Raw genomic sequence first — 20,925 nt, 5'->3', positions numbered from 1 at the left:
GGCGCCCTCACAGGGGCGTACGGTGGAGGCCGCAGGCCGGAAAAACTACAACAGCCTGTGGAGTGATTCCAGGCTCTCAGGTCCACCATCCAGTCGAACACACTCGGCAGACTCTTGCTCCCAAGGGGCAGCGGACCTTGTATGGAGATGAACAGCTATCCTCGCAGTAACCGGATCATCAAGCAAACCGGCAGGAATCCAAATCATTCCACTGTCTCTCAGGGTGTTGGGAACCGGACTCCCACACACCGAACAAAAATCGCTTCGGAAACCACTAGGCTTGTTGTAGGACTTAATAGCACTTTCACCTGACACCCAACGAAAAACAGCGGCCTGTACAAAGGTAGCTGCATTGGCCGCCGCTCCAGTGGCTTTACGGCACAACGAACAGTGACATTGATAGAGGTTTCGAATCTCCCCTTCAATTTCGAACTTCACGCTTCCGCAGAGACATTCACCTTTCATCAATAAGTCCTTTGATACGTTGAATCGAGCTAATCGCGAGTTTTTACGTTGCGGCTTTTGGGGCTTTTCCCAGGAAAACCCCAAAGCTGTGGTGTGAAAGTCGCCCAAGTAGCTAACAACTGACGCTTGAACGATTTGTTAGGCTTCAATAATCTGCCCATCTTTCTTAGGAATAAGTTGGAGTATGGATGGCGGGGCTGGACGGCACCCACAAGCCTCAGTATGAGCTAAGTGCCATGCAATACGCTGCTGCAGCGTTGCGTTCTTAGGCATGCGATTTTGCTGGTGCCAGGACTTATTCGTTTTGCCCATCATAAGCCTCTACCGCAGCAGGGATTGCACTAGTGACAACGGCACCCACCGCCGGCAAGCCAACAAGAACAGCACTCAATACTTCCTGTCTCGTTGCACCATGTGACTTTGCTGAAAGCACATGAAATGGAATGCCTGAGTTATTGCCTGTGGCTGCGAGAACAGCAATGTACGCTAACTCTTTGGTCTTTTTGTCAAGTGCGCTGGCGGCATCAAGTGACTTCGCGACTTGCATCCACGCCCTTGCATGAGCCGGGGCTTCTTGCATGAATAAGGCAAAAGCGTTTGAAACTGTCATAAATGCTTCCTTTGGGCCTAGCGCTGAGCGAAGCGGCGGGCTAAAAGCCGTCCGACTTACGCGCCTTGTTGTGTGTTTGCGCCCATCTGAAGCAGATCGATAAAGTCAGACCCGGCAGCGCTCTTGATGGGAAATTTCGAGCTATCGTTCAGTTCCAGAACAATATCGGAGAGACGGTGAATAGTAATCCCTCGATCCGAGATCAGACCGACTTCTTTCTCGGATTTGACGTTGTTAATGACCAGCTCTGATGACCAATCCCCATTGCAGAGGGTTTGCATGAGGGCCCGCTTTTTTTCGGAAAAGAACTTGCCTTCGACCCACTCGGCTACACCGTCAACCAACTCTTCTTCTGAGCGTGCTGCACTATTCGGCGCTCGACCAGTCTTCCGCGCAGCTTTCGGAACTTTCGATATGTAACTGACTGGCCGCATTGATGCCTGAACTTCTATATGGCGACATCTGACTTCCTGGCCTTCCGAAAACTTCACAGCCACTAAGTCAACCTCGTTGACGCCCAGGCGTATCCCGCGAATCGTGAAATAACCTTGGCGATTTAGCCACTCTTCAACTATCTCTTCGGCTAATAGAGCCATAGGTCTCCTTATTCATAGACACAACGAGGCTGTAGAAAAACCCATTCCGGGCTCACTCCAGCCATCTCCTTGTTTATCTTTTGGCCCAAAGTCGCTCAGGCCGTACTGTATTCAAATACGCTGGCATGATCTGGTATCCGCCAAACAAGCCTTGCAAGGCTTTCTACGGCCACCTCTGAAGCGTCGTCAGCCGCATTGCCCGTAATTCGCCAGCTTCTCCAGATTGTGGACTAGGCAATACAACTGCCATTGGCCCTGAACTTTGCTGCGGCCGCGCAAGCTGAAGCGGCTCAACCGCTTGTTGGTGCCGATGTTCCCAAACACCGGCTCCACCACCGACATCCTGTGGCTGTAAATCGCTTTGCCCGCGGGGCTGTCCACCCGGTGCTTCATCCAGTCGGTGTAGCTCGGTTGCCGGTTCGCCTCCAATCGAAACGAAACCTGCCTCCCCGCGCCCTTGCGGTGCTCTGCAGACTGGGGGTTGTGCATACAGGCTTCGCGCTTGGGGCAGGTTCGGCATTGCAGCAAGCGTCCTTCAAAATAGGCTACCGGTACACCAGCGTCATTTGTCCGCACGCCACGGTGGCTGAGTTGTTGGCCCGCCGGGCAGCGGCAGGTCATGTGTATAGGATCAAAATCAAAGGCACTGGCCGGGAATGTCGGACTACGCGTCACGCTTGCGGGCTTCTGGTGGCGCTTGCCGTACTTGTCTTTTTGCAGAGCAAAGCGCGGGTCACGACTACGAAAGCGGTTGTCCGGTATATAGCCGTTGATCTGTCTGGTGCGCAGGTATTGCATGTTGGCTTCGTTGGCAAAGCCGGTATCGGCGGTGACTACCACGCCGTGCTGATAGATAGCATCGGCAATCTTCAGTCGGGCGTAACGCTGCTCCAAGGTTTCCAGCATGGGTTTGAGGGTATGGTGCTCCTGCCCTTCGCCGAAGGCTTGGGCCTCAATGATGATCTGGTGCTTGCGATCCACCATGGCGACGCCGTTGTCGCCTTGCAGCGTGCCCTTGCTGGTAGTCATCTTGGCGCTGTCATTATCCGTGATATTGCTCTTCACTTCCTTGCGGCGCTTACCCTGGCCCATCCTTGGACTCTGGGTCTTTAAAAACCGATCTACCTTTTCCATCGCTTGATCCAGCGAGAGGATCATCTTGCCGTGGCGGATGGCTCGCTCCATCTCCACCTCTGTCTCCGCCGCATCATGCTGGCGGTGTTCGTTCAGATGGTGACGGATCAGCTTGCGCAGTTTGCCGCGCTTGGCCTTGAGCTCCTTGAAGGTGCCCGACCACTCCTTGGCAGCATTGGAGGACATCTTGCAACCGTCGATAGCAAACAGCTCGTTACCCAGCAAACCCTGCTGATGACACACCAGCAACACCTGCTCGAATACCGCTTCGATCGCCGTGGCGTTCTCGCTGACAAAACTGGCCAGGGTGGTGAAATGCGGAACCGTATCGCAGGACAGCGCCTTGAACAGAATGTTGGTCTCGCAGCACCATTGGATCTGGCGGCTAGAGGTAATGCCTTTGGAATAAGCGAACAGAATGATCTTGAGCAAGATGGCCGGGTCATAGGCTAACCGGCCTGTGGCATCGTTGCTGTAACGCGGATGGAAGACCGAAAGGTCCAGCTTGTGTTCAATCAGATAATGAACAGCGTACTCGAACGTGCCGGGCTGAAGCTGCTCCTGGTAGTTGATCACCACCATGCTGTGCTGGCTGTAGTCGTACGGCTTGAAGCGTGGCATGCAACACTCCTTGTTGATCTGACGCCAGACTACCAAATCAGGGGTTTTTCTACAGCCTCAACGTTTGGTTAAGGGGCGGGCTTTAGCCCGTCCCAGCGAACGAAGTGAGCGATTTGAGCGCCTTGTTGGGCGTAACCTGCACGCTAATTGAGCAATTGATCTTTCAGCCACGTTCGGAAGTCCTCCGCGGATAGCGGCTCCTTAACATCGTTCCACTCGTTCCATCGCCGGTAAATCATGGTCGCCCATTCATCCGCGGTTTCTTTTATCTTGGGATGAGCTTCAAAAAAACGCACTACCGTGGCGAGCTGGCTGGCATATCCGTTCAGCTCTTGAATTGAGCAGCTCCCCGCGAGATAGCGCCTACCAGCCTCGAGCATTTCTTTTACTTCGGGAATCTGAGGCGTCATCGCTTTTACGCTCAACGCCGGGTTCACCGAGCAAATTTTTGATGGCGGCTTTTGTGCGTGTTTTTGCACAAAAGGTGACAGCGAAATTTTGTCCTGTGCAGCCGCTTGTTATGAGCCATATGTTTCGGCCCAGAGGTCGTCTCCATTTGACCAGCCATTAAACCACTCGGCTAGAGTGCTCTTATGTTGAATAAACTGCTGATCCATTGGTTCACCGATTTCTCGCATGTTTGGATCGAACCACACTACCGGATAGTCGATTTTAGTAGCATCAAAACAGGAGTAGATGGCGCAACCCCAATGACAAAAAGGAATTAATCCTTTAGGCCATTTCCATTCGGGGTCTTCCGGATCGGACCCACCTAAAACTGTATAGAGTTCTGAAATTAAATCACCTTCATCGGACGTATGGCCACCCGTTACGCCCAAAATTTTGTAACCTAGCCCAATGCCGCCATTTGCAACCTGCAAATAAATTTCTTTTAACAATGGTGGCAGTGAAAATCCCAGCTCTTTCTCAGCGAATTCAACAGCGTCAAGAGTCGCGGAAGTACCACTTTCTGAGCTTATAATTCTTTCAATTATTTGCACAGACTTTGCTCCCTGGAAGCTCACGTTTGACATGAGAGGCGGCGCCCGGCTTGCCGGGCGAAGTTCTCTCGATGGAAGGGTTAGCTGCCACTTGAGACCTCGGGAAACAGGGCGCGTATGTCTTCTTGTAGGGTCTGGCCATCAAACGCACCTTTCAGCTTGCGATGAATATCCTTGACAGCTATGAGAAGGTTTTGAATGAGTAGCTGCTCTCGACCTTGATCTCCAGCTCTTACAAAGGCTTGATGGTCGATGAAGAGTCTGTAATCAGCGACCTTCTCGCCTCTCTTTAACAAGCGCCGCTCCTTTAGACCTTCAGTGAATTGCGGACTTACGATGATCGGTATGAGGGCAATAGTGTTGATGGCTTCGCCATACGACTTCGTACCAAGTGCGGAGTTGAGGCGCGACTCGACTTTCTGACGTACCGGACGGTAGCGGTCAACTACCTCGACATCTAACTCTCCGCTGAAGAAGAAACGCATGTTCTTGTGGCAGCTAACGCCGCGCTCTGCGGAAATTTAGGAGCACCAGCGAGTAAATTTTCCGTAGCAGCACCTTGTTAGGCATTTGAACCCCACATGTAGCCGGTAAATGAATCGGAATCCTGAATTTTTATAATCTGCGTATCGCTGTATTTGTAGCCGAACCATCCTTTGTAACTTATACGAATAGGTACTTCAGAGCCATACTTCCAAAAGCCGTTATCATTGGATTGGCTCGTACCGAAGCTGCAGGTAGTAAAATCGCCGTTTTGAAGAATCCTAATCTCATTGGCATTAACTGATCTTATCCATCGAGCCCGATTTTCCTCCGTCGCGTCACTACCTAGAACATCGATTATCGACTCTTCGTCGATCCTCAGCTGGATATTTTTTGCCGGGATTGAGCCGGAATTCATGACTTTCAGTGAGTATGCTATGGCTACGTTTCCTGCGGAGGAAGTCCGCACGCCAACTGTAACAATAGGGCGGAATTGTAGCCGCCAAAAATACAGTGCCATCCCAAAAGAAAGCACTGAGATAATAAGAGCTATTACAGAAATTTGCGTCTCCATACGTATGCCTAACGCGAATCACAGCGGCGGCCCGACAGGGACGTCCGGCGGCCACCGGCCGCGAACTGGTGCGACTGGTTATGAATATTTTGTCTGGATCGCATGCACACGCTCCCATACAGAATCTGACATATTGTTGCGCCAAACCCCAGCCATAAGCTTCGCCATTTCAGGCATCTGGCGGGATGCAATTTCGATGCGCTCGATAAATGCGGGACCATGGAGAACGAGAAGATCTTCAAGCGGCCCTGCAGCCAAGTTCGAAAGTACATATTCACTATTCGTTTCGGCCAAGACGTTCAAGATATGTTGCCATGCCTGCTCTGGAGTATGGCGGACCTGGTCATCAAGCGCCTCCCAAGCCCAGAACAACTCTTTATCTCCAGTGACATAGTACTCAATCCATTTGCCACTCAGGCTGTGATCCATGCACCACCTTGATATTCATAACGCCGCGAAGCACGCGCGGTTTTGAAATGGAGGCGAAGCCGCAATGTAAAAACCGTCGCCGTGACTTGCACTGTTAGATTCTCTAGGGAATATCAAATATTTCCTGCCAATTTGCAGGAGATCCATTGTTGAACATCCCTTCCTCCTCACCATCCCAAGCTCCAATAAAATCTTCTGTTTGACCTTCAGTCATTGTTAACGCTAGGTTCAAGGGTTGTGGCTGTTTCCGACTTATATAATCAAGCCTGTGATTGTCTTCAGGGTCTGAAAAAGAAAATCCTTCAATTTCAAATTTTGAAATTTGTTTAACATGCTCATATTCAACAAAAAAGTTTTCCGGAGACGCATTCTTTTTGACAGAAGCCTCTAATAATTCTGAGTTTAACTGGGCTGCCTCCGTAACAATAATTAGCAACTCAAATAGGTCATAAGAATTATCTAATATCGAATCTCCACTTGCCGGAGCTTTATAAGAGATAACTTCTCTCTGAGCTTTAAGTTGCAGGGAGAGCCTCTTTAGTCGATCAGCCGTTGCAACATCAAATTTTGCGAGCCAGTCAAAGGCAACATTGATGGCTTTAGAATGAGAAATTGACATCAGTTTACCATTATTCCAACTTTCACTTGGAATGGTATAAACAAGTGCCCGAATTATGGAAAGCGTCGCATAATATTCAAAATACGGGTTTGCAATACGCATCCCCACTTCACTTGAATAATCCAATGCGTTCGTGAGAACGGTAGCATTAAGAATCATTTTTGTAGACAGGTAGTGGCGACACGTCCATTCCGAATTAGTAGTTGTTTCCCAACTCTTAGTTAAAGCCGAATACTGGCTCAGAATCCTATTTGTCGTAGAAATGAGCTTCGGCTCTGAACAAATGCCAAACAGTTTTCTGTAGGAATAAAACCACTTGCGTCCTGCGTACTCCATGAGTTCCCCTGTAAATCTAACGCTCAAGTTAAGCGGCGGGCGAAGCCCGTCCGCTTGAAAGCCTTGTTGGGCGGCTGACTCACCAGAAACGCCACCATGGTTTTGCAGGCGCGGGTGGTGGGTTTGCAGTCGCTGTTTTTCGGGGCTTTTCTTTAGCAGCCTCGATCAAGATAGATTTCGTGTTTTCAAGTAAGCGCTCGAAAGGCTCTGGAGGTTCTCCCTCGTAACTGATAATCGCACCAAAGTCTTTCGCCAAAGCACAGCTCACAACCATAACACTTGCACAGTCTTTCATGCTGCCGCGCCATACCATGCTGATGCTATAGTCGCGGCCTCCTGCGATTGAAATTAGGTGCGGATTAGCCTCTGCAACTTCAGAAGTAGTGGAATAAAACACCTCAAACCCGACATCTGGCGTGCCATCCAAAATACACGGTGAAAAGCCGGAGTCGTCGAATGGCGTGAACTCTGGATGTAGTTCGAGGTTGAAGCCCAGAGCGTGGATAGATGCCTGAAGAGCCTCCCGGTTAGGCACCTTACTGCGATCTAGAAAAGCAATTTGGGTATTTGACATAGCTGCCCCTTCGTTTGTACGCCCAACGCGAAGCTCAGCCGTGCGCTTTAGCGCATCGGCTGGAGCGTTTTGTTAGGCAATTATGCCAGCATGAGCTGCCACAACTTGCCAATGACCGTTTGATAATTGTGCCCAAACACGTGTGAATCGGAAGTCACCACCAGCAGATTGACCAGCATAGGTTCCGTAAAGCTGGACCCGCACTGTAACAACGGCCACGTCATCTCCGACCAACTTAATTTGCTGTTCCGAAGGTTCCAGTTTAGAAATGGTGAGAGCACCCGATTCATGGGCCGAAAGATCAGCCTCTTTGCCCAAGCACTGACCAAGGTGGTTTGTGAAAATGAGACCTGGAGAAAGAAGCTTATCCAAAGCTCCAACATCTGAGGCAAGCATAGCTTGGCGCAACTGCTCTTCCGCCTTTCCTATCTCGATGTTGCTATCCATAGTATTCTCTCGTGTTTTTGCCTAACGCTTGCAGCATGCGCGTGCTTGGAATGGAGCCGAAGGCGCAATGGAAAGCGCGCCGCCATGCCTGCACTGGTTAGTCGTCAATTTGATCGAACTCCATCATGCGTTGACGGCGGTCCTTCAAGGCTTCTCGCTCTTTCAGATACTCTCTTTGCCTTTCTTCATATTCTTCTTTGTCAGGTCGAGCGCGCTCTGAAATCTCGTCTTTGTCGAGGCTTTGTAAATACCGCTCTAACTCTTCGATGGTCTCGATTGTTTCAACAACCTCTTCCTTAGTCGGTTCAGAACGGCCATGTGCTGACATATTTCTGATATGCCGCATAGTCTGAATTTTCAGTAGGAGCTGCTCTGGCAGAGTTATTCCATAATGAGCTAGACGCCCCCGTGTCAGCTCCATCATGAATGGTCGCCGCCTACCAAAATCCAACCCAGCTTCAGACATGAATGCTTCTGTCGCTTTTTCAAAATATGACCAAGCAGAGAGAAGTGCTCCTAAGGGATGAATTTTAGCAAGCTCCAGTAGCTTTTCGAGCTCTTGGTCATTTGATGGGTTGCTTAGGTTATAGACAGCGAGGTCTTGCTCCTCAGCAAACTGAGAAATGATCTCGTCATATTCTTGGCCGTAGTGTTTTTTGAGTACTTGCTTAAAAAACTCTTGAGCAATATTCATATAAAAGATGCTGGTGAGCTCATTTGGCGACCCAAATCGATGTTGGAGTGCGTTACGCTCATCGATGAGTAGCTCCACCTTATTAAGGAAAGGCACCTCAATCTCATGTTTTTCAAGCGCAGACAGGCAGCCCTGTATTGTGATCGTTTCTTTAGGGTTCTTATAAATGGACTCGCCTGAGTCAAGAACCAAGTCTTTTAATATCAGTTCGATAGAGTTAGCTAGATGGAGGATCACCAGCTTCCGGTCAAGCTCCTTCTTACCGTTGTAATGTGACAATGAGTGTCCAAGCAGCTCCATTGCGCTTTGAAATAAAGGTGACTCTATTGCCACAAATCCTCCTTAGTGACTAACGTTTGGTTAAGGGGCGGTCTTTAGCCCGTCCCAGTGAGCGCAGCGAACGGTTTGAACCATTTGTTAGCCCTTTGCACGGCTATGATGCCAAAGATATCGAGGTTATCGATAAGCCCGCCATGCCAGACTTGTGAAATTTTACAGAATCTTTAAGAGCTTGCTCGATAATGCTTGGGTCTGTTGGCTTTGGCTCTTTTTTAGCTTCGAATTCAAACTTTCCAGTTACTGGGCCTTCATTGCTTTGGCATTCATAAGAAACTAAATATTTCATATTGTTCTCGTTGCCAACCAGTTTTTAATCTTGGGATTAAGGCGTTGCGTTTGATTAGCCTTGAAGGACTTCATTAAGGCGCGCTATAGCAAGAATGGTTGATGCTTCTTGGTCGTCGGCTTTTACTCGATACACCTTGATGCCACCAGCGTCTTCTACTTCCTCGATTTTGAAATCATCTCTCCAGTGTGGCGATGACTTTAGCTTTTCATAAACTGCATCCAGGTTTTGGGCGTTACTCATGCTTTTCTCCTTGTGGCTAACGCCCCGCTAAACGGCGAGCGTTAGCGAGTCCGGTGGAGGCCACGCTTTTTGTGGCCGGAACGTATTTGAGCGGCTTGTTAAGTTTTTGCTGCATAACCTTGCCCCTGCCAAATACGAATAGCCAAGCTCGCAACACCTAAAATAATGCCTGACAGGCCACTTAGTGCAACAAACACTATCAAGGGGTAGAAACCCCAAGGGCCAAGATGCTTGCTCTTTAAATGAACGTAGCCTAGAAAAAAGCGAGCAGCCAAGAATAGTAACTCAGCAGCCAGCGCTCCAATGAATAAGAATGTGCCACTATTTGGAGAAGCCCAAGCATCCCAACTTTCCTTGGTTTCGGGAATGCTCGTTATTTTGAGAGCAAGAAGCACTGCGCCACTCAAAACAAGAGCCAAACCAATTCCTTTTTGTACAAGTGCTAGATTCATAATTCGTAAACTTAACAGTGATTAGACAGCACGCAGCACTAATACATAACCGTGCATTCGAGATAACTCCGCGCGTCGGTCGGTTGTGCTGGGGGCTTTTTTAAGTGAAATCATGTGGTTATCACCCTCCTTGGTGGTTTGAGCGTATTCGCGCGACTGCGTGATTACGTGAATGCGTTACTACCCGTCAGTGCCGGTATGCCCGGTATGCGCTTGAGTGTCCGCCGTGCCTGGCAGGGTTGTGCCTCATCAATACACCATTTTACTGACCAGGCGCTACCGGTTTGCGGCTTAGTAGTCTTTGGTTGGGGTGTCGGTTGGCATGGCCCAGAGGTGGGCGGCGACCAGGGCGGGCCAGGGGGCGAATTGGCTTAGCCATTGTTGGGTGAAGGCCTGGTCTGGCGGCTCGGGTAGGTTGAGCAGGGCGCCGAGGCGTTTGCGTACTACGACGTCGCCGTGCAGGGAGCCATCCAGTGCGCCGTAGCCGCGCAGCAGGATATAGCTTTGTGTCCAAGGGCCGATGCCTTTGATCTGGCTGAGGGCGGCGCTGATCTCATCGGCTGGCGGTTGCGGCAGCGTTGCCCAGTTGTCGAGGGGCAGGGCGCCGCTTTCTACGGCGCCTGCCAGGCGGATGAGGGTGGCGGCTTTGCTGGCGGAGAGACCGCAGCTGCGCAATTGCTCGGGGCTGGCGGCCAGCAGCTGTTCGGGCAGCGGGTGGCAGATCATGCCGTTGGCCAGCGGTGTGCCGAGTTGGCGAATGAGCTTGCGGCGGACCGATATGGCGGCTTCTACGCTGATCATCTGGCCGATGACGGCCCAGCAGGCGGCTTCAAAGGGGCTGGCGCTTTGCGGCATGCGCAGGCCCGGTGTGTAGGCCAGCAGGCGGGCGATCTCCGGATGGCTGCCGTGGGCTGCATGCAGGCTGGTGATGTCTTGTTTGAGGCCGAGCATGCTGCGTAGCTGGTCTTGCAGCTGCGCCGGGTCGGCCTCTGCGCCCTTCAATACGGCGCGAGCCGTGTCGGGGGCGCTGAGGTCCAGCTGCAGGAGCGCGGGCTGGCCTTGCCAATGCAGGGCCTTTTCGATGCGTTGATCTTGCGTGCGTTCCGATACCTGTTCCCGATCGCGTGCGTAAAAGCGCAGCACGTCGGTGTGACGAAAGTCCGCCGGCAGCGCGATTGCCAGGCGAGTGTGCAGGTCAGTCATCCTTTACGCCTTGTGCTTCGCGCTCCAGCAGCGCGCGTTTGCGCTCCACGCCCCAGCGATAGCCGGACAGGCTGCCGTCGCCGCGCACAATGCGGTGGCAGGGGACGGCTATGGCCAGCGGGTTGGCGGCGCAGGCACCGGCGACAGCGCGAGCGGCGGTCGGTGTACCCAGTGCTGTAGCCAGCTGGGCGTAGCTGCGCGTCTCGCCTGGCGGTATTGCTTGTAGCGCCTGCCAGACGCGACGCTGGAAGGCGGTGCCGCGTATGTCCAGCGGCAGTGTTGGTGCCTGGTGCGGGGTTTCGATCATCGCGGTCACAGTGCGCAGTTGGTCTGCCAAGCCGTGATCGGGTGTGCACTGGGCGTTGGGGAAGCGTGCGCGCAGGTTGTCCTCAAGCTGGCGATCATCATCACCCAGCAAAATGGCGCACACGCCCAGATCACTGCGAGCAACCAGGACGCGGCCCAGCGGGCAGGGGCCGGTGGCAAAACGGATCTGTTGCTGTTGTCCGCCCTGGCGGTAGTCGCTGGCGGACATGCCCAACTCCGAGGCGGCGTCGGCGTAGAAGTGGCTGGAGGAGCTGTAGCCAGCGGCATAGGCTGCGTCGGTGGTGGTGCCGGCGCCGCTGAGGTGCTGCTGCAGGCGCTGCTGGCGCACGGCGCGGGCGTATTCTCGCGGGGTGAGTCCGGTTTCGCGGCGAAATTCGCGCTGCAGGTGCCAGAGGCTTAATCCGGCGCTATCGGCCAGTTGCTGCAGTGTGGGTGTTTGCTCTGCCTGCTCGATCAGGCGGCAGAGCTGAGTGATGCGGCTGTGTCGCGTCGCACCGGGGGCTTCGTCTGGCTTGCAGCGCAGGCAGGGCCGAAAGCCGGCGGCGCGGGCCTGGGCGGTGTTGTCAAAAAAGCGCAGGTTCTCGGCCTTGGCCTGGCGGGACGGGCAACTGGGGCGGCAGTACACGCCGGTGGTGATCACGGCGTAGATAAAGCGGCCATCGGCTGCCGGGTCACGTTGCTGAATCTGCTGCCAGCGCTGCTGGGTCAGGCTGGCTGTGTCTGTGTGCGTCATGGGCGGACTCTCGCCGAGGGTGATATTGCCGATGTTGCCTGCGGGGGCCAGCGGCTGCGTCCACTATCTTGCTACTGAATCGGCAGGCGGTCATCATCGGGCTGAACATGACCCTGCCGAGTTGATCCATGGTGCCCAAACACCTCACGTCCATCAATGATATTGCTGCTGCCTGTTGGGATGGCCTGCTGGCGGCCGACTACCCGTTTCTGAGTCACGGCTTTATCCGTGCGCTGGAGGACAGTGGCGCGGTGTGCGCGGCCTCTGGCTGGCAGCCGGCGCACCGGGTGGTGGAGCGCGATGGCCAGTTGCAGGCGCTGCTGCCGTTGTATCTCAAGGATCATTCCTGGGGTGAGTATGTGTTCGATTGGCAGTGGGCGGACGCCTGGGAGCGGGCAGGGCGGGCCTATTATCCCAAGTACCTGAGCGCGGCGCCGTTTTCGCCGGTGCAAGGGCCGCGGCTGATAGCCCGTGACGCCGATGCGGCCGGCGCCTTGCTGGACAGTTTGGATGTCGATCTGCAGGGGCAGCGGGTGTCCAGCTTGCACCTGCTGTTCAATACCGGAGCAGAGAATGAATGGCTGGCCGAGCGCGGCTGGTTACAGCGTCTGGGGTGTCAGTTTCATTGGTACAACCGCGATTACGCCTGCTTCGATGATTTTCTGGCGGCCTGTAACTCGCGCAAGCGCAAGAACTTTCGCAAGGAGCGGCAGGCGATTCGCGACCAAGAAATTCACTTCTGCTGGTTGGCGGGTGATCAGCTGGACGCCGCCGCCTGGCAGCAGTTTTATCCGTTCTACGCGGCCACCTATTACAAGCGCGGTCAGGAGCCCTACCTGCCGCCGGCGTTTTTTACGCTGTTGAGCCGCTACTGCAACGCCAATGTGCGCCTGTTGTTTGCCATGCAGGGCGAGCGGGCGGTGGCGGGAGCGCTGTTTCTGGTCGGTGGCGATACGCTCTACGGTCGCTATTGGGGTTGCCTGGAGGAGTACGACCGGTTGCACTTTGAAACCTGTTTTTATCAAGGTATGGAGCGCTGTATTGCTGAAGGGTTAAAGCGCTTTGATGCCGGCGCTCAGGGCGAGCACAAACTGGTGCGCGGCTTTGAACCGGTGTTGACGCAGTCGTGGCACAAGCTGCAACCGGGGCTGCATGAGGCGGTGGGGGATTTTCTGCTGCGCGAGCGCGCTGGGGTGAAGGCGTATCGGGAGGATGCGCGCAGCTACCTGCCATTCCGGCAGGCAGCTGAGTAGCGGGCTTACTCGGCGCCGTCTTCCAGACGAGTGGCGCTGATGATGCTGACCGTATTGACCGGGACGTTCTGGTGGCCGGCGCGGCTGGTGGTTTGTACCTTGCCGATGGTCTCGACGACGTTCTGACCGCTGACCACCTCACCGAAGACGGCGTAGCCGAAGTCGCGGCCGCCGTGGTCGAGGAAGTCGTTATCGCTCAGATTGATAAAGAACTGGCTGGTCGCGCTGTCGACGATCTGGGTGCGGGCCATGGCCAGGGTGTAGCGGCGATTTTTCAGGCCGTTGTCTGCTTCGTTCTTGATCGGGTTGCCGGTTTCAAGCTGACGCATGTTACTGTCAAAACCGCCGGTTTGAATCATGAAGCCCGGAATCACGCGGTGGAAGATGACGCCGTTGTAGTGGCCGGCTTCAACATAACGCAAGAAGTTTTCGGTGCTGATGGGGGCCTGCTCTTCGTTCAGCTCGACGACGATATCGCCAAGGCTGGTGCTCAACTGTACGCGGGGGTTGTCGGCCAGGGCGGCGGTACTGAACAGGGTTAGGGCGGCAGCGCCAATCAGGTGTTTCAGCATGGATGACTCCGTGGTCAGGGGCTTGTAAGTCCCGCTTGGGCGGGATCTGTTATTGCGGCGGCCGGGCCGCTGTCGACCTCGGCGAGAAAACCCAGCAGCAACTGGTTAAAGGTGTCCGGTTGGTCGACCGGCGTAGCATGCCGTGAATCGGCGATGACTTCCAGCCGCGCATCCCCCAGATGACTGACATACTCACGTTTGTGCTCGACCGGCGTGTAGTCACGGTCAGCGCTGACCACCAGCACCGGGCAGTTGATGCGATCCAGCCGGTTGCTGACGCCCCAGCCGACAATCGCACGCAGGGAGGCCAGATAGCTCTTGCGGTCGTTGGCGCACCAGCGGTCGATAAAGGTCTGGCGATGATGCTCCTGATCGGGCTTGGGAAACAGCAGCCGGGCCAGGCCCTTGGCGATCGCCGGCATGGGCAATACATGGGCAAAGAACAAGCGCTTGCCGGCCATCCAGTATTCCAGCGGTTTGCGCGGGATGACCTCTGGGGCGCTGTTGACGATGGTCAGGCTGGCGGGGACGTCCGGGGCGTCGGTGGCCAGCTGGAAGGCGATCATGCCGCCCATGGACAGGCCGACGATATGGGGCTTGTGCAGATCCATCGCGCGGATAAAGGCCAGGCAATCGCGGGCGAAGAGTTCAATCGAGTAGCCCTTGCCGGTTTTCTCGGTACCGCCGTGGCCGCGCATGTCCAGGCAGAGCACCCGGTAGTGCGGCGTCAATGCAGGGAGCTGATATTCCCAGTCCTGTTCGCTGGAGCCCAGGCCATGCAGCAGCAGCAGCGGTGGGCCGGAGCCCTGGTCGGTGTAGTGAAACTGACAGTCGTTCAGCGTGATCTGCGGCATGGGCAGGGTCCGAATGGCCGAAAGGGCCATTCTAGGCGTGAAATTACGGGGAATTGAAGCCCTTCAATGCTCTGTCATCGAATGTTCAATGATCAGGTCAGCCAGAATGCGCGTCGCGGGGCCGACCGGGCGCTCTTTGTTGGCATAGAGAAACAGGTAGGCCGAGCGTTGGGCGCCTTGCTCCAGCGGCAGGGGTTTTAGCTGCTGGTTGTTCAGATACTGAGTTATTTCATGCTCGGGCAGCCAGGCGAAGCCCAGGCCACGGGATACCAGGCGCGCGGCTGTGCCGAGGCTGGCGACGGTCCAGCGTTGCTCGGCGCCCAGCCAGCCGGAATCGCGTGGTTGCCGCTCGCCGGAATCGCGGATGACGACCTGCAGATGCGTCGCCAGGTCGTCGTGGGTGAGGGTGCGTTGCAACTGGTGCAGTGGGTGATCCGGGTGCGCAACAGCCACAAATTGTACGGCGTTGAGCTGCTGTGGCAGGTAGCCGGCGATGCTGAGGCCAGAAATGGCCAGATCAGCGGTGCCGTCCTGCAGTCGCTCTTCCACGCCGGACAGCACCTCTTCGCGTAGCTGGACCCGACAGCCGCGACTTTGCGGCATAAAGGCGCGCAGGGCGCTGGCCAGACGATCGGTGGGGTAGGCGGCATCGACCACCAGGCGTACTTCTGCCTCCCAACCCTGATCCATCTCGCTGGCCAGCATTTCCAGTTGGCTGGCCTGATTCACCAGTTGCCGGGAGCGGCGCAACAGGGCCGCGCCGGCTTCGGTCAGTACCGCCTTGCGGCCTTCTATTTCCAGCAGCGGGATGCCCAGCTGCTCCTGCATGCGGGCGACGGTGTAACTGATCGAGGATTGCGATCGGTGCAGCGCCTCGGCGGCCTGGGCAAAGCCGCCATGGTCTACCACGGCTTGCAGCGTGCGCCATTGCTCAAGGGTTACACGGGGTGCTTTCATCCTGCCATCCTCTGCCGTATTGTGGTTGCGGGACAAGTGAATGTCCCGTGTGGTGCCAGCGTAGTGCCGCTAACCGATCTGCCGCCAGGAGCTAACCATGCGCATCATTGCCGCTGCCAGTCTGTTGTTTGCCTGCCTGTTGCCTGCCGGTGTGCAGGCCTTTCCGATTGATCTGCAAAGCCAGCTCGAAGGCGTGAGCATCGAGGCTGAGACGACCGACATGAGCAATATCGCCACGGTGCTGCTGCGCAACACCGGCAGCGCTGCCGCGCTGTGCGAGGCGACCTTCGTCAATGGGCCGGAGCGACCGACGCCGCGGCGGGTCAAGCTGGCTGCGGGAGAAAGCACAACGATCAGCCAGTCATTCCTGCGTGCGATCACCCGTGTGCGTATCACGCTAAGCTGCCATGCCAGCTAAATCTATCAGTTTCATCGATATTTTTAAGCGTCTTTTTGCGCTTTTTTATCTTTTTATTGGTTCTATCATGGCTCCATCTCGCCAACATTGATGGAGCAACACCATGAAAAAGATTCTTGTCGTCCAGTCCAGCGCCCGCCAGGAAGGCTCTCTGAGCCGTGAATACGCCAACAACCTGGTCGCCCGGCTGCAGGCCAAATACCCGGGTTCCTGGGTGGTGACCCGTGATCTGGGTGCGGAGGCCGTACCGCACCTGGACGCTACCCTGCTGGGCGGTTGGATGAAGCCCGCTGAAGAGCAGACTGATGCAGAGAAGGCTGCGTCCGCGCGCTCTGACCAGTTGATTGATGAGCTGCTGGCCGCTGATGTCGTCGTCATTGCCTCTTCGATGTACAACTTCGGCATGACCTCCACCCTCAAGGCCTGGTTCGACCACGTGCTGCGCGCGGGCCGCACCTTCAAGTACACCGAGGCTGGCCCGATCGGCCTGACGCCGGATCGCAAGGTCTACGTGGTGACTGCACGCGGTGGTCGCTACGTCGGTTCGCCACTGGACTTCCAGGCACCGCACGTACGTCAGCTGCTGGGCTTCATCGGCATCACCGATGTTGAGTTCGTCAACGTAGAGGGGCAGTCGATGGGGCCGGAGGAAGCAGCTAAAGGCCGGGCCGAGGCGGACGAAGCACTGGCCGCGCTGGCGTAAGGTAAATCGCAGGCAATAAAAAACCCGGCTGATGCCGGGTTTTTCAATTTGGCTCCGCGACCTGGACTCGAACCAGGGACCCAATGATTAACAGTCATTTGCTCTACCGACTGAGCTATCGCGGATCGGACGCTGCGCACTTTACCAAAAAATCGATCAAAGTCAACGTCTTGAGGCCCGGTTTTGCAACCGGGCCTTGAAGCTTAGCCCTTCATCACTGCCGCCATGGCGGTTGCCACGGCATCAATGTTGCTGGTGTTCAGCGCCGCTACACAGATACGGCCGCTGCCGACAGCGTAAATGCCGAACTCATCTGCCAGGCGAGCGACCTGGTCTTTGCTCAGGCCAGAGAAGGAGAACATGCCGCGTTGGCGCTGGATAAAGCTGACGTCCTGCTCTACGCCGGCGGCCTGCAGTTTCTCGACCAGTGCGGCGCGCATGTCGCGAATGCGGTCGCGCATCTCGGCCAGTTCTGCTTCCCACTGGGCGTACAGCTCAGGGTTGGTCAGTACCGCAGCAACGACCTTGGCGCCGTGGGTCGGCGGGTTGGAGTAGTTGGTGCGAATGACGCGCTTGAGCTGCGACAGTACCGGTGCGGTTTCTTCCTTGCTGGCGGTGACCATAGTCAGGGCGCCAACGCGCTCGCCGTACAGCGAGAAGGACTTGGAGAAGGAGCTGGCCACCAGGAAGGGCAGGCCGGACTCGGCAAACAGGCGCACGGCAACGGCGTCGTCTTCCAGATTTTCACCAAAGCCCTGATAGGCGATATCCAGGAAGGGCACCAGCTGGCGGCGACCGACGACGTCGATCACCTTGGCCCAGTCGGCCAGGCCCAGATCAACGCCCGTCGGGTTGTGGCAACAGGCGTGCAGGATGACCACGCTGCCTTCGGCCAGCGCTTCCAGATCGGCCAGCATGCCGTCCAGGTTCAGGCCGTTGGTCGCCGGGTCAAAATAGGTGTAGTTGACCACGTCGTAGCCAGCGGCTTCGAACAGCGCACGGTGGTTTTCCCAGCTGGGGTTGCTGATCGCCACGGTGCGCTTGTCGGTCAGGCGGTAGAGGAAGTCCGCGCCGAGTTTCAGTGCACCAGTGCCGCCCAAGGCCTGGGCAGTAATCAAGCGGCCGGAATCCAGCAGTGCTGAATCGGCGCCAAACAGCAGCTTCTGTACGGCCAGGTCGTAGGGCGCCAGGCCGTCGATCGGCAGGTAGGCGCGGGCGGCGTGCTCGGCCACGCGAGCCTCTTCTGCCGCTTGCACAGCGCGCAGCAGCGGTACCTTACCGGCCTCATTGCAGTACACGCCAACACCCAGATTGACTTTGTTCGCACGGGTATCGGCATTGAATGCTTCGTTCAAGCCAAGGATGGGGTCACGCGGGGCCAGTTCTACCGGGGAAAACAAACTCATGATATGGGCAAACTCGATATTCAAGTGAATGTAGGGTGTCGGGCTGTGCCGGTGCAGGGCATCGAGCGGGCGGGCAGGCGGGAGGTGATGTACTCCGCCAACCGGGTCGATCAATGACGTCTTAGCGGCCGTTTATTATAGAGAACTGAACGCATAACTCCAATCGGGTTCCCATGTTCCGTATCCTGAATCCGCAGGCCGGAACGAAATGGCGACAGCGCCTGACGTGGCCGGCTGCGTTATCATGTTCATTTGTATCGCCCTGTGAGGTCCGGTAGTGATGAGTCAGTTCAACCTGCAAACCCGCTTCGAGCCGGCTGGTGATCAGCCGACCGCCATTGCCCAGCTGACGGAAGGCGTGGAGGCGGGCCTGTCGCACCAGACCCTGCTGGGGGTGACCGGCTCGGGCAAGACTTTCACCATCGCCAATGTGATTCAGAAAATGCAGCGCCCGGCGATCATCATGGCGCCCAACAAGACGCTGGCGGCGCAGCTGTATGGCGAGTTCAAGGAGTTCTTCCCGAACAACGCCGTCGAGTACTTCGTTTCCTATTACGATTATTACCAGCCCGAGGCCTACGTGCCGTCCTCCGATACCTATATCGAGAAGGATGCCTCCATCAATGACCATATCGAGCAGATGCGGCTGTCGGCGACCAAGGCGCTGCTGGAGCGTCCGGATGCGATCATCGTCGCCACAGTGTCGGCCATCTATGGTCTGGGTGATCCGGAGTCTTACCTGCACATGGTGCTGCACGTGGATCGGGGCGATCGGGTAGATCAGCGTACGCTGCTGCGCCGCCTGGCCGAGCTGCAGTACACGCGTAACGACATGGAGCTGGCGCGTGCCACCTACCGGGTGCGTGGCGATGTGATTGATGTCTTCCCGGCCGAGTCTGACCTGGAGGCGATTCGTATCGAATTGTTCGATGATGAGGTCGAGACGATCAGCTTCTTTGATCCGCTCACGGGTGAGGTTTTGCGTAAGGTTCCGCGCGTAACTATCTATCCTAAAAGCCATTATGTGACGCCGCGTGAGACTTTGCTTGAAGCTGTGGAACATATAAAGGTGGAGCTGGAAGAACGTCTGGCAGTGCTCAAGGAGCAGAACAAGCTGGTCGAGTTTCAGCGTCTGGAGCAGCGCACCCGCTTTGATCTGGAGATGATTCTGGAGCTGGGTTACTGCAACGGTATCGAGAACTACTCGCGCTATCTATCGGGTCGTGAGCCGGGTGCGCCGCCGCCGACGCTGTTTGATTATCTGCCGGACAATGCGCTGCTGATTATCGATGAGTCCCACGTCTCGGTGCCGCAGGTCGGCGCCATGTACAAGGGCGACCGCTCGCGCAAGGAAACGCTGGTCGATTACGGTTTTCGGCTGCCCTCGGCGCTGGACAACCGGCCCATGCGTTTTGACGAATGGGAGGCCATTTCGCCGCAGACCATCTTTGTCTCGGCCACGCCAGGCCCCTATGAGGAAGCCCATGCTGGTCGGGTGGTCGAGCAGGTAGTGCGTCCGACCGGTCTGGTCGACCCGGAGATCGAGGTGCGTCCGGCCACAACGCAAGTGGATGACCTGCTCTCGGAGATTCGCCTGCGGGTGGATAAGGAAGAGCGCGTGCTGGTCACCACGCTGACCAAGCGCATGGCCGAGGATCTGACGGACTATCTGGGCGATCACGGTGTGCGCGTGCGCTATCTGCACTCGGATATCGATACGGTGGAGCGCGTCGAGATTATCCGCGACCTGCGCACCGGCGCCTTCGATGTGTTGGTGGGTATCAACTTGCTGCGCGAGGGTCTGGATATGCCGGAGGTGTCGCTGGTCGCCATTCTGGATGCCGACAAGGAAGGTTTCCTGCGTTCCGAGCGCTCGCTGATTCAGACCATTGGCCGGGCCGCGCGTAACCTGAACGGCAAGGCCATTCTCTATGCAGATCGCATCACCGGCTCCATGGAGCGCGCCATCGGTGAAACCGAGCGCCGCCGCGAGAAGCAGATCAGCTTCAATAAAGAGCACGGAATTACGCCGCGTGGCGTCACCAAGAGCGTGGCGGATATTCTGGAAGGGGCGGTGGTGCCGGGTAGTCGCAGCGGTCGTCGGCGTCAGCAAAAGGCCGCCGAAGACGCTGCAGGTTATGCCGCACCGCGCACGCCAGCAGAGATCACCAGGCGCATCAGCGAGCTGGAGGAGAAAATGCTGCAGCATGCGCGCGATCTGGAGTTTGAGTCTGCGGCCCAGGCGCGCGATCAGATCCAGAAGCTGCGCGATCAGTTGATGCAGGCCTGAGGCCGCTTTTCTGGTCTTTATTTGAGCGATTTGGATAAAGATTAGACAGTGGTTGGTTGTTTGTTGAGCGCCTTGTCTGGCAACCAAGGTTTTTTCAGGTTTTCAGTAACTTAGTGCTTGACAGTGTGCGGGGTGGTGCGTAAAGTTCGCCCCCATCGCAGGCACGTAGCTCAGTTGGTTAGAGCACCACCTTGACATGGTGGGGGTCGTTGGTTCGAATCCAATCGTGCCTACCAAATTTAAAACCCGGTCCCTGTGGCCGGGTTTTTTGTTTCTGTGCCGTACGGCGTGCTGTTGCAGTAGCCT

Annotated in this window: 25 protein-coding genes and 2 tRNA genes; 5 read left to right on the top strand and 22 right to left on the bottom strand. The window is 55.8% G+C overall.

Going from position 1 to position 20,925, the window contains the following annotated elements:
• Positions 1-45 precede the first annotated feature (45 nt).
• The 17 genes from ASB58_RS20440 to ada all read right to left on the bottom strand — a co-directional run bounded on the left by ASB58_RS20440 (position 46) and on the right by ada (position 12,166).
• On the bottom strand, positions 46-465 hold the full coding sequence (locus ASB58_RS20440; RefSeq protein WP_118130111.1) for a GFA family protein: 420 nt from the start codon (positions 463-465) through the stop codon (positions 46-48).
• A gap of 295 nt (positions 466-760) precedes the next feature.
• The gene (locus ASB58_RS08585) at positions 761-1,075 is read right to left on the bottom strand and encodes a carboxymuconolactone decarboxylase family protein (RefSeq protein ID WP_118130110.1); all 315 of its coding nucleotides are present in this window, start codon (positions 1,073-1,075) and stop codon (positions 761-763) included.
• Positions 1,076-1,131: 56 nt separating this feature from the next.
• Positions 1,132-1,671, bottom strand: a complete 540-nt coding sequence (locus ASB58_RS08580) for a hypothetical protein (protein WP_118130109.1) — start codon at positions 1,669-1,671, stop codon at positions 1,132-1,134.
• 186 nt (positions 1,672-1,857) lie between these two features.
• Complete coding sequence (locus ASB58_RS08575; RefSeq protein ID WP_118130108.1) at positions 1,858-3,426, bottom strand: transposase; 1,569 nt, start codon at positions 3,424-3,426, stop codon at positions 1,858-1,860.
• Between the two features lie 143 nt (positions 3,427-3,569).
• The gene (locus ASB58_RS08570; RefSeq protein WP_147336803.1) at positions 3,570-3,905 is read right to left on the bottom strand and encodes a hypothetical protein; all 336 of its coding nucleotides are present in this window, start codon (positions 3,903-3,905) and stop codon (positions 3,570-3,572) included.
• Between the two features lie 39 nt (positions 3,906-3,944).
• Positions 3,945-4,427: an SMI1/KNR4 family protein gene (locus ASB58_RS08565; protein WP_181977897.1), complete on the bottom strand. Its 483-nt coding sequence runs from the start codon at positions 4,425-4,427 to the stop codon at positions 3,945-3,947.
• A gap of 80 nt (positions 4,428-4,507) precedes the next feature.
• A complete protein-coding gene (locus ASB58_RS08560; protein ID WP_118130105.1) occupies positions 4,508-4,912 on the bottom strand; it encodes an Imm44 family immunity protein in 405 nt (134 codons plus the stop codon).
• A 650-nt stretch (positions 4,913-5,562) separates the two neighbouring features.
• Positions 5,563-5,913, bottom strand: coding sequence for a DUF6869 domain-containing protein (locus ASB58_RS08550; protein WP_118130103.1), 351 nt, complete (start codon positions 5,911-5,913; stop codon positions 5,563-5,565).
• 103 nt (positions 5,914-6,016) lie between these two features.
• Positions 6,017-6,868, bottom strand: coding sequence for a hypothetical protein (locus ASB58_RS19845; RefSeq protein ID WP_147336802.1), 852 nt, complete (start codon positions 6,866-6,868; stop codon positions 6,017-6,019).
• A 79-nt stretch (positions 6,869-6,947) separates the two neighbouring features.
• Positions 6,948-7,442 carry a hypothetical protein gene (locus ASB58_RS19840; RefSeq protein ID WP_147336801.1) on the bottom strand — a complete coding sequence of 165 codons (495 nt, stop codon included), beginning with the start codon at positions 7,440-7,442 and terminating at the stop codon, positions 6,948-6,950.
• 72 nt (positions 7,443-7,514) lie between these two features.
• Positions 7,515-7,889 carry a nuclear transport factor 2 family protein gene (locus tag ASB58_RS08545; RefSeq protein WP_118130102.1) on the bottom strand — a complete coding sequence of 125 codons (375 nt, stop codon included), beginning with the start codon at positions 7,887-7,889 and terminating at the stop codon, positions 7,515-7,517.
• 97 nt (positions 7,890-7,986) lie between these two features.
• A complete protein-coding gene (locus tag ASB58_RS08540) occupies positions 7,987-8,916 on the bottom strand; it encodes a hypothetical protein (protein ID WP_118130101.1) in 930 nt (309 codons plus the stop codon).
• Positions 8,917-9,016: 100 nt separating this feature from the next.
• Positions 9,017-9,208: a hypothetical protein gene (locus tag ASB58_RS08535; RefSeq protein WP_118130100.1), complete on the bottom strand. Its 192-nt coding sequence runs from the start codon at positions 9,206-9,208 to the stop codon at positions 9,017-9,019.
• 54 nt (positions 9,209-9,262) lie between these two features.
• Positions 9,263-9,451 carry a hypothetical protein gene (locus ASB58_RS08530; protein WP_118130099.1) on the bottom strand — a complete coding sequence of 63 codons (189 nt, stop codon included), beginning with the start codon at positions 9,449-9,451 and terminating at the stop codon, positions 9,263-9,265.
• Positions 9,452-9,549: 98 nt separating this feature from the next.
• Positions 9,550-9,903: a hypothetical protein gene (locus ASB58_RS19835; protein WP_147336800.1), complete on the bottom strand. Its 354-nt coding sequence runs from the start codon at positions 9,901-9,903 to the stop codon at positions 9,550-9,552.
• A gap of 291 nt (positions 9,904-10,194) precedes the next feature.
• Positions 10,195-11,106 (bottom strand): DNA-3-methyladenine glycosylase 2, encoded by a 912-nt coding sequence (locus ASB58_RS08525; RefSeq protein WP_118130098.1) that lies wholly within the window; start codon positions 11,104-11,106, stop codon positions 10,195-10,197.
• Positions 11,099-12,166 (bottom strand): bifunctional DNA-binding transcriptional regulator/O6-methylguanine-DNA methyltransferase Ada, encoded by a 1,068-nt coding sequence (ada, locus tag ASB58_RS08520; protein WP_118130097.1) that lies wholly within the window; start codon positions 12,164-12,166, stop codon positions 11,099-11,101. Before ada ends, ASB58_RS08525 begins: the two co-directional genes overlap by 8 nt.
• A gap of 128 nt (positions 12,167-12,294) precedes the next feature.
• Between ada and ASB58_RS08515 the strand changes: the two genes are divergently transcribed.
• Complete coding sequence (locus ASB58_RS08515; protein ID WP_118130096.1) at positions 12,295-13,419, top strand: GNAT family N-acetyltransferase; 1,125 nt, start codon at positions 12,295-12,297, stop codon at positions 13,417-13,419.
• Between the two features lie 5 nt (positions 13,420-13,424).
• Here ASB58_RS08515 and ASB58_RS08510 read toward each other — a convergent pair whose 3' ends face one another.
• The 3 genes from ASB58_RS08510 to ASB58_RS08500 all read right to left on the bottom strand — a co-directional run bounded on the left by ASB58_RS08510 (position 13,425) and on the right by ASB58_RS08500 (position 15,802).
• Positions 13,425-13,991: a peptidylprolyl isomerase gene (locus ASB58_RS08510; protein ID WP_096005486.1), complete on the bottom strand. Its 567-nt coding sequence runs from the start codon at positions 13,989-13,991 to the stop codon at positions 13,425-13,427.
• Between the two features lie 14 nt (positions 13,992-14,005).
• Positions 14,006-14,845, bottom strand: a complete 840-nt coding sequence (locus tag ASB58_RS08505) for an alpha/beta fold hydrolase (RefSeq protein ID WP_118130537.1) — start codon at positions 14,843-14,845, stop codon at positions 14,006-14,008.
• A gap of 63 nt (positions 14,846-14,908) precedes the next feature.
• A complete protein-coding gene (locus tag ASB58_RS08500) occupies positions 14,909-15,802 on the bottom strand; it encodes a LysR family transcriptional regulator (RefSeq protein ID WP_118130095.1) in 894 nt (297 codons plus the stop codon).
• Between the two features lie 97 nt (positions 15,803-15,899).
• On the opposite strand from ASB58_RS08500, the gene ASB58_RS08495 reads away from it, so the two are divergent.
• Both ASB58_RS08495 and ASB58_RS08490 read left to right on the top strand, forming a co-directional pair.
• On the top strand, positions 15,900-16,220 hold the full coding sequence (locus ASB58_RS08495; RefSeq protein WP_118130094.1) for a 3-phosphoglycerate kinase: 321 nt from the start codon (positions 15,900-15,902) through the stop codon (positions 16,218-16,220).
• Between the two features lie 103 nt (positions 16,221-16,323).
• Entirely contained in the window at positions 16,324-16,923 is a 600-nt protein-coding gene (locus ASB58_RS08490) for an FMN-dependent NADH-azoreductase (protein WP_118130093.1), read from the top strand.
• A 49-nt stretch (positions 16,924-16,972) separates the two neighbouring features.
• Here the strand turns inward: ASB58_RS08490 and ASB58_RS08485 are convergent.
• Positions 16,973-17,048 (bottom strand) — tRNA-Asn (locus ASB58_RS08485).
• A gap of 78 nt (positions 17,049-17,126) precedes the next feature.
• On the bottom strand, positions 17,127-18,329 hold the full coding sequence (locus ASB58_RS08480) for an amino acid aminotransferase (protein WP_118130535.1): 1,203 nt from the start codon (positions 18,327-18,329) through the stop codon (positions 17,127-17,129).
• 280 nt (positions 18,330-18,609) lie between these two features.
• On the opposite strand from ASB58_RS08480, the gene uvrB reads away from it, so the two are divergent.
• Positions 18,610-20,619, top strand: coding sequence for an excinuclease ABC subunit UvrB (gene uvrB, locus ASB58_RS08475; RefSeq protein WP_118130092.1), 2,010 nt, complete (start codon positions 18,610-18,612; stop codon positions 20,617-20,619).
• 159 nt (positions 20,620-20,778) lie between these two features.
• Positions 20,779-20,855 (top strand) — tRNA-Val (locus tag ASB58_RS08470).
• Positions 20,856-20,925 lie beyond the last annotated feature (70 nt).

This window comes from Pseudomonas abyssi, from assembly GCF_003444685.1.
Taxonomy (GTDB): Bacteria; Pseudomonadota; Gammaproteobacteria; order Pseudomonadales; family Pseudomonadaceae; genus Halopseudomonas; species Halopseudomonas abyssi.
This window is presented reverse-complemented; position numbering and strand designations above follow the sequence as displayed.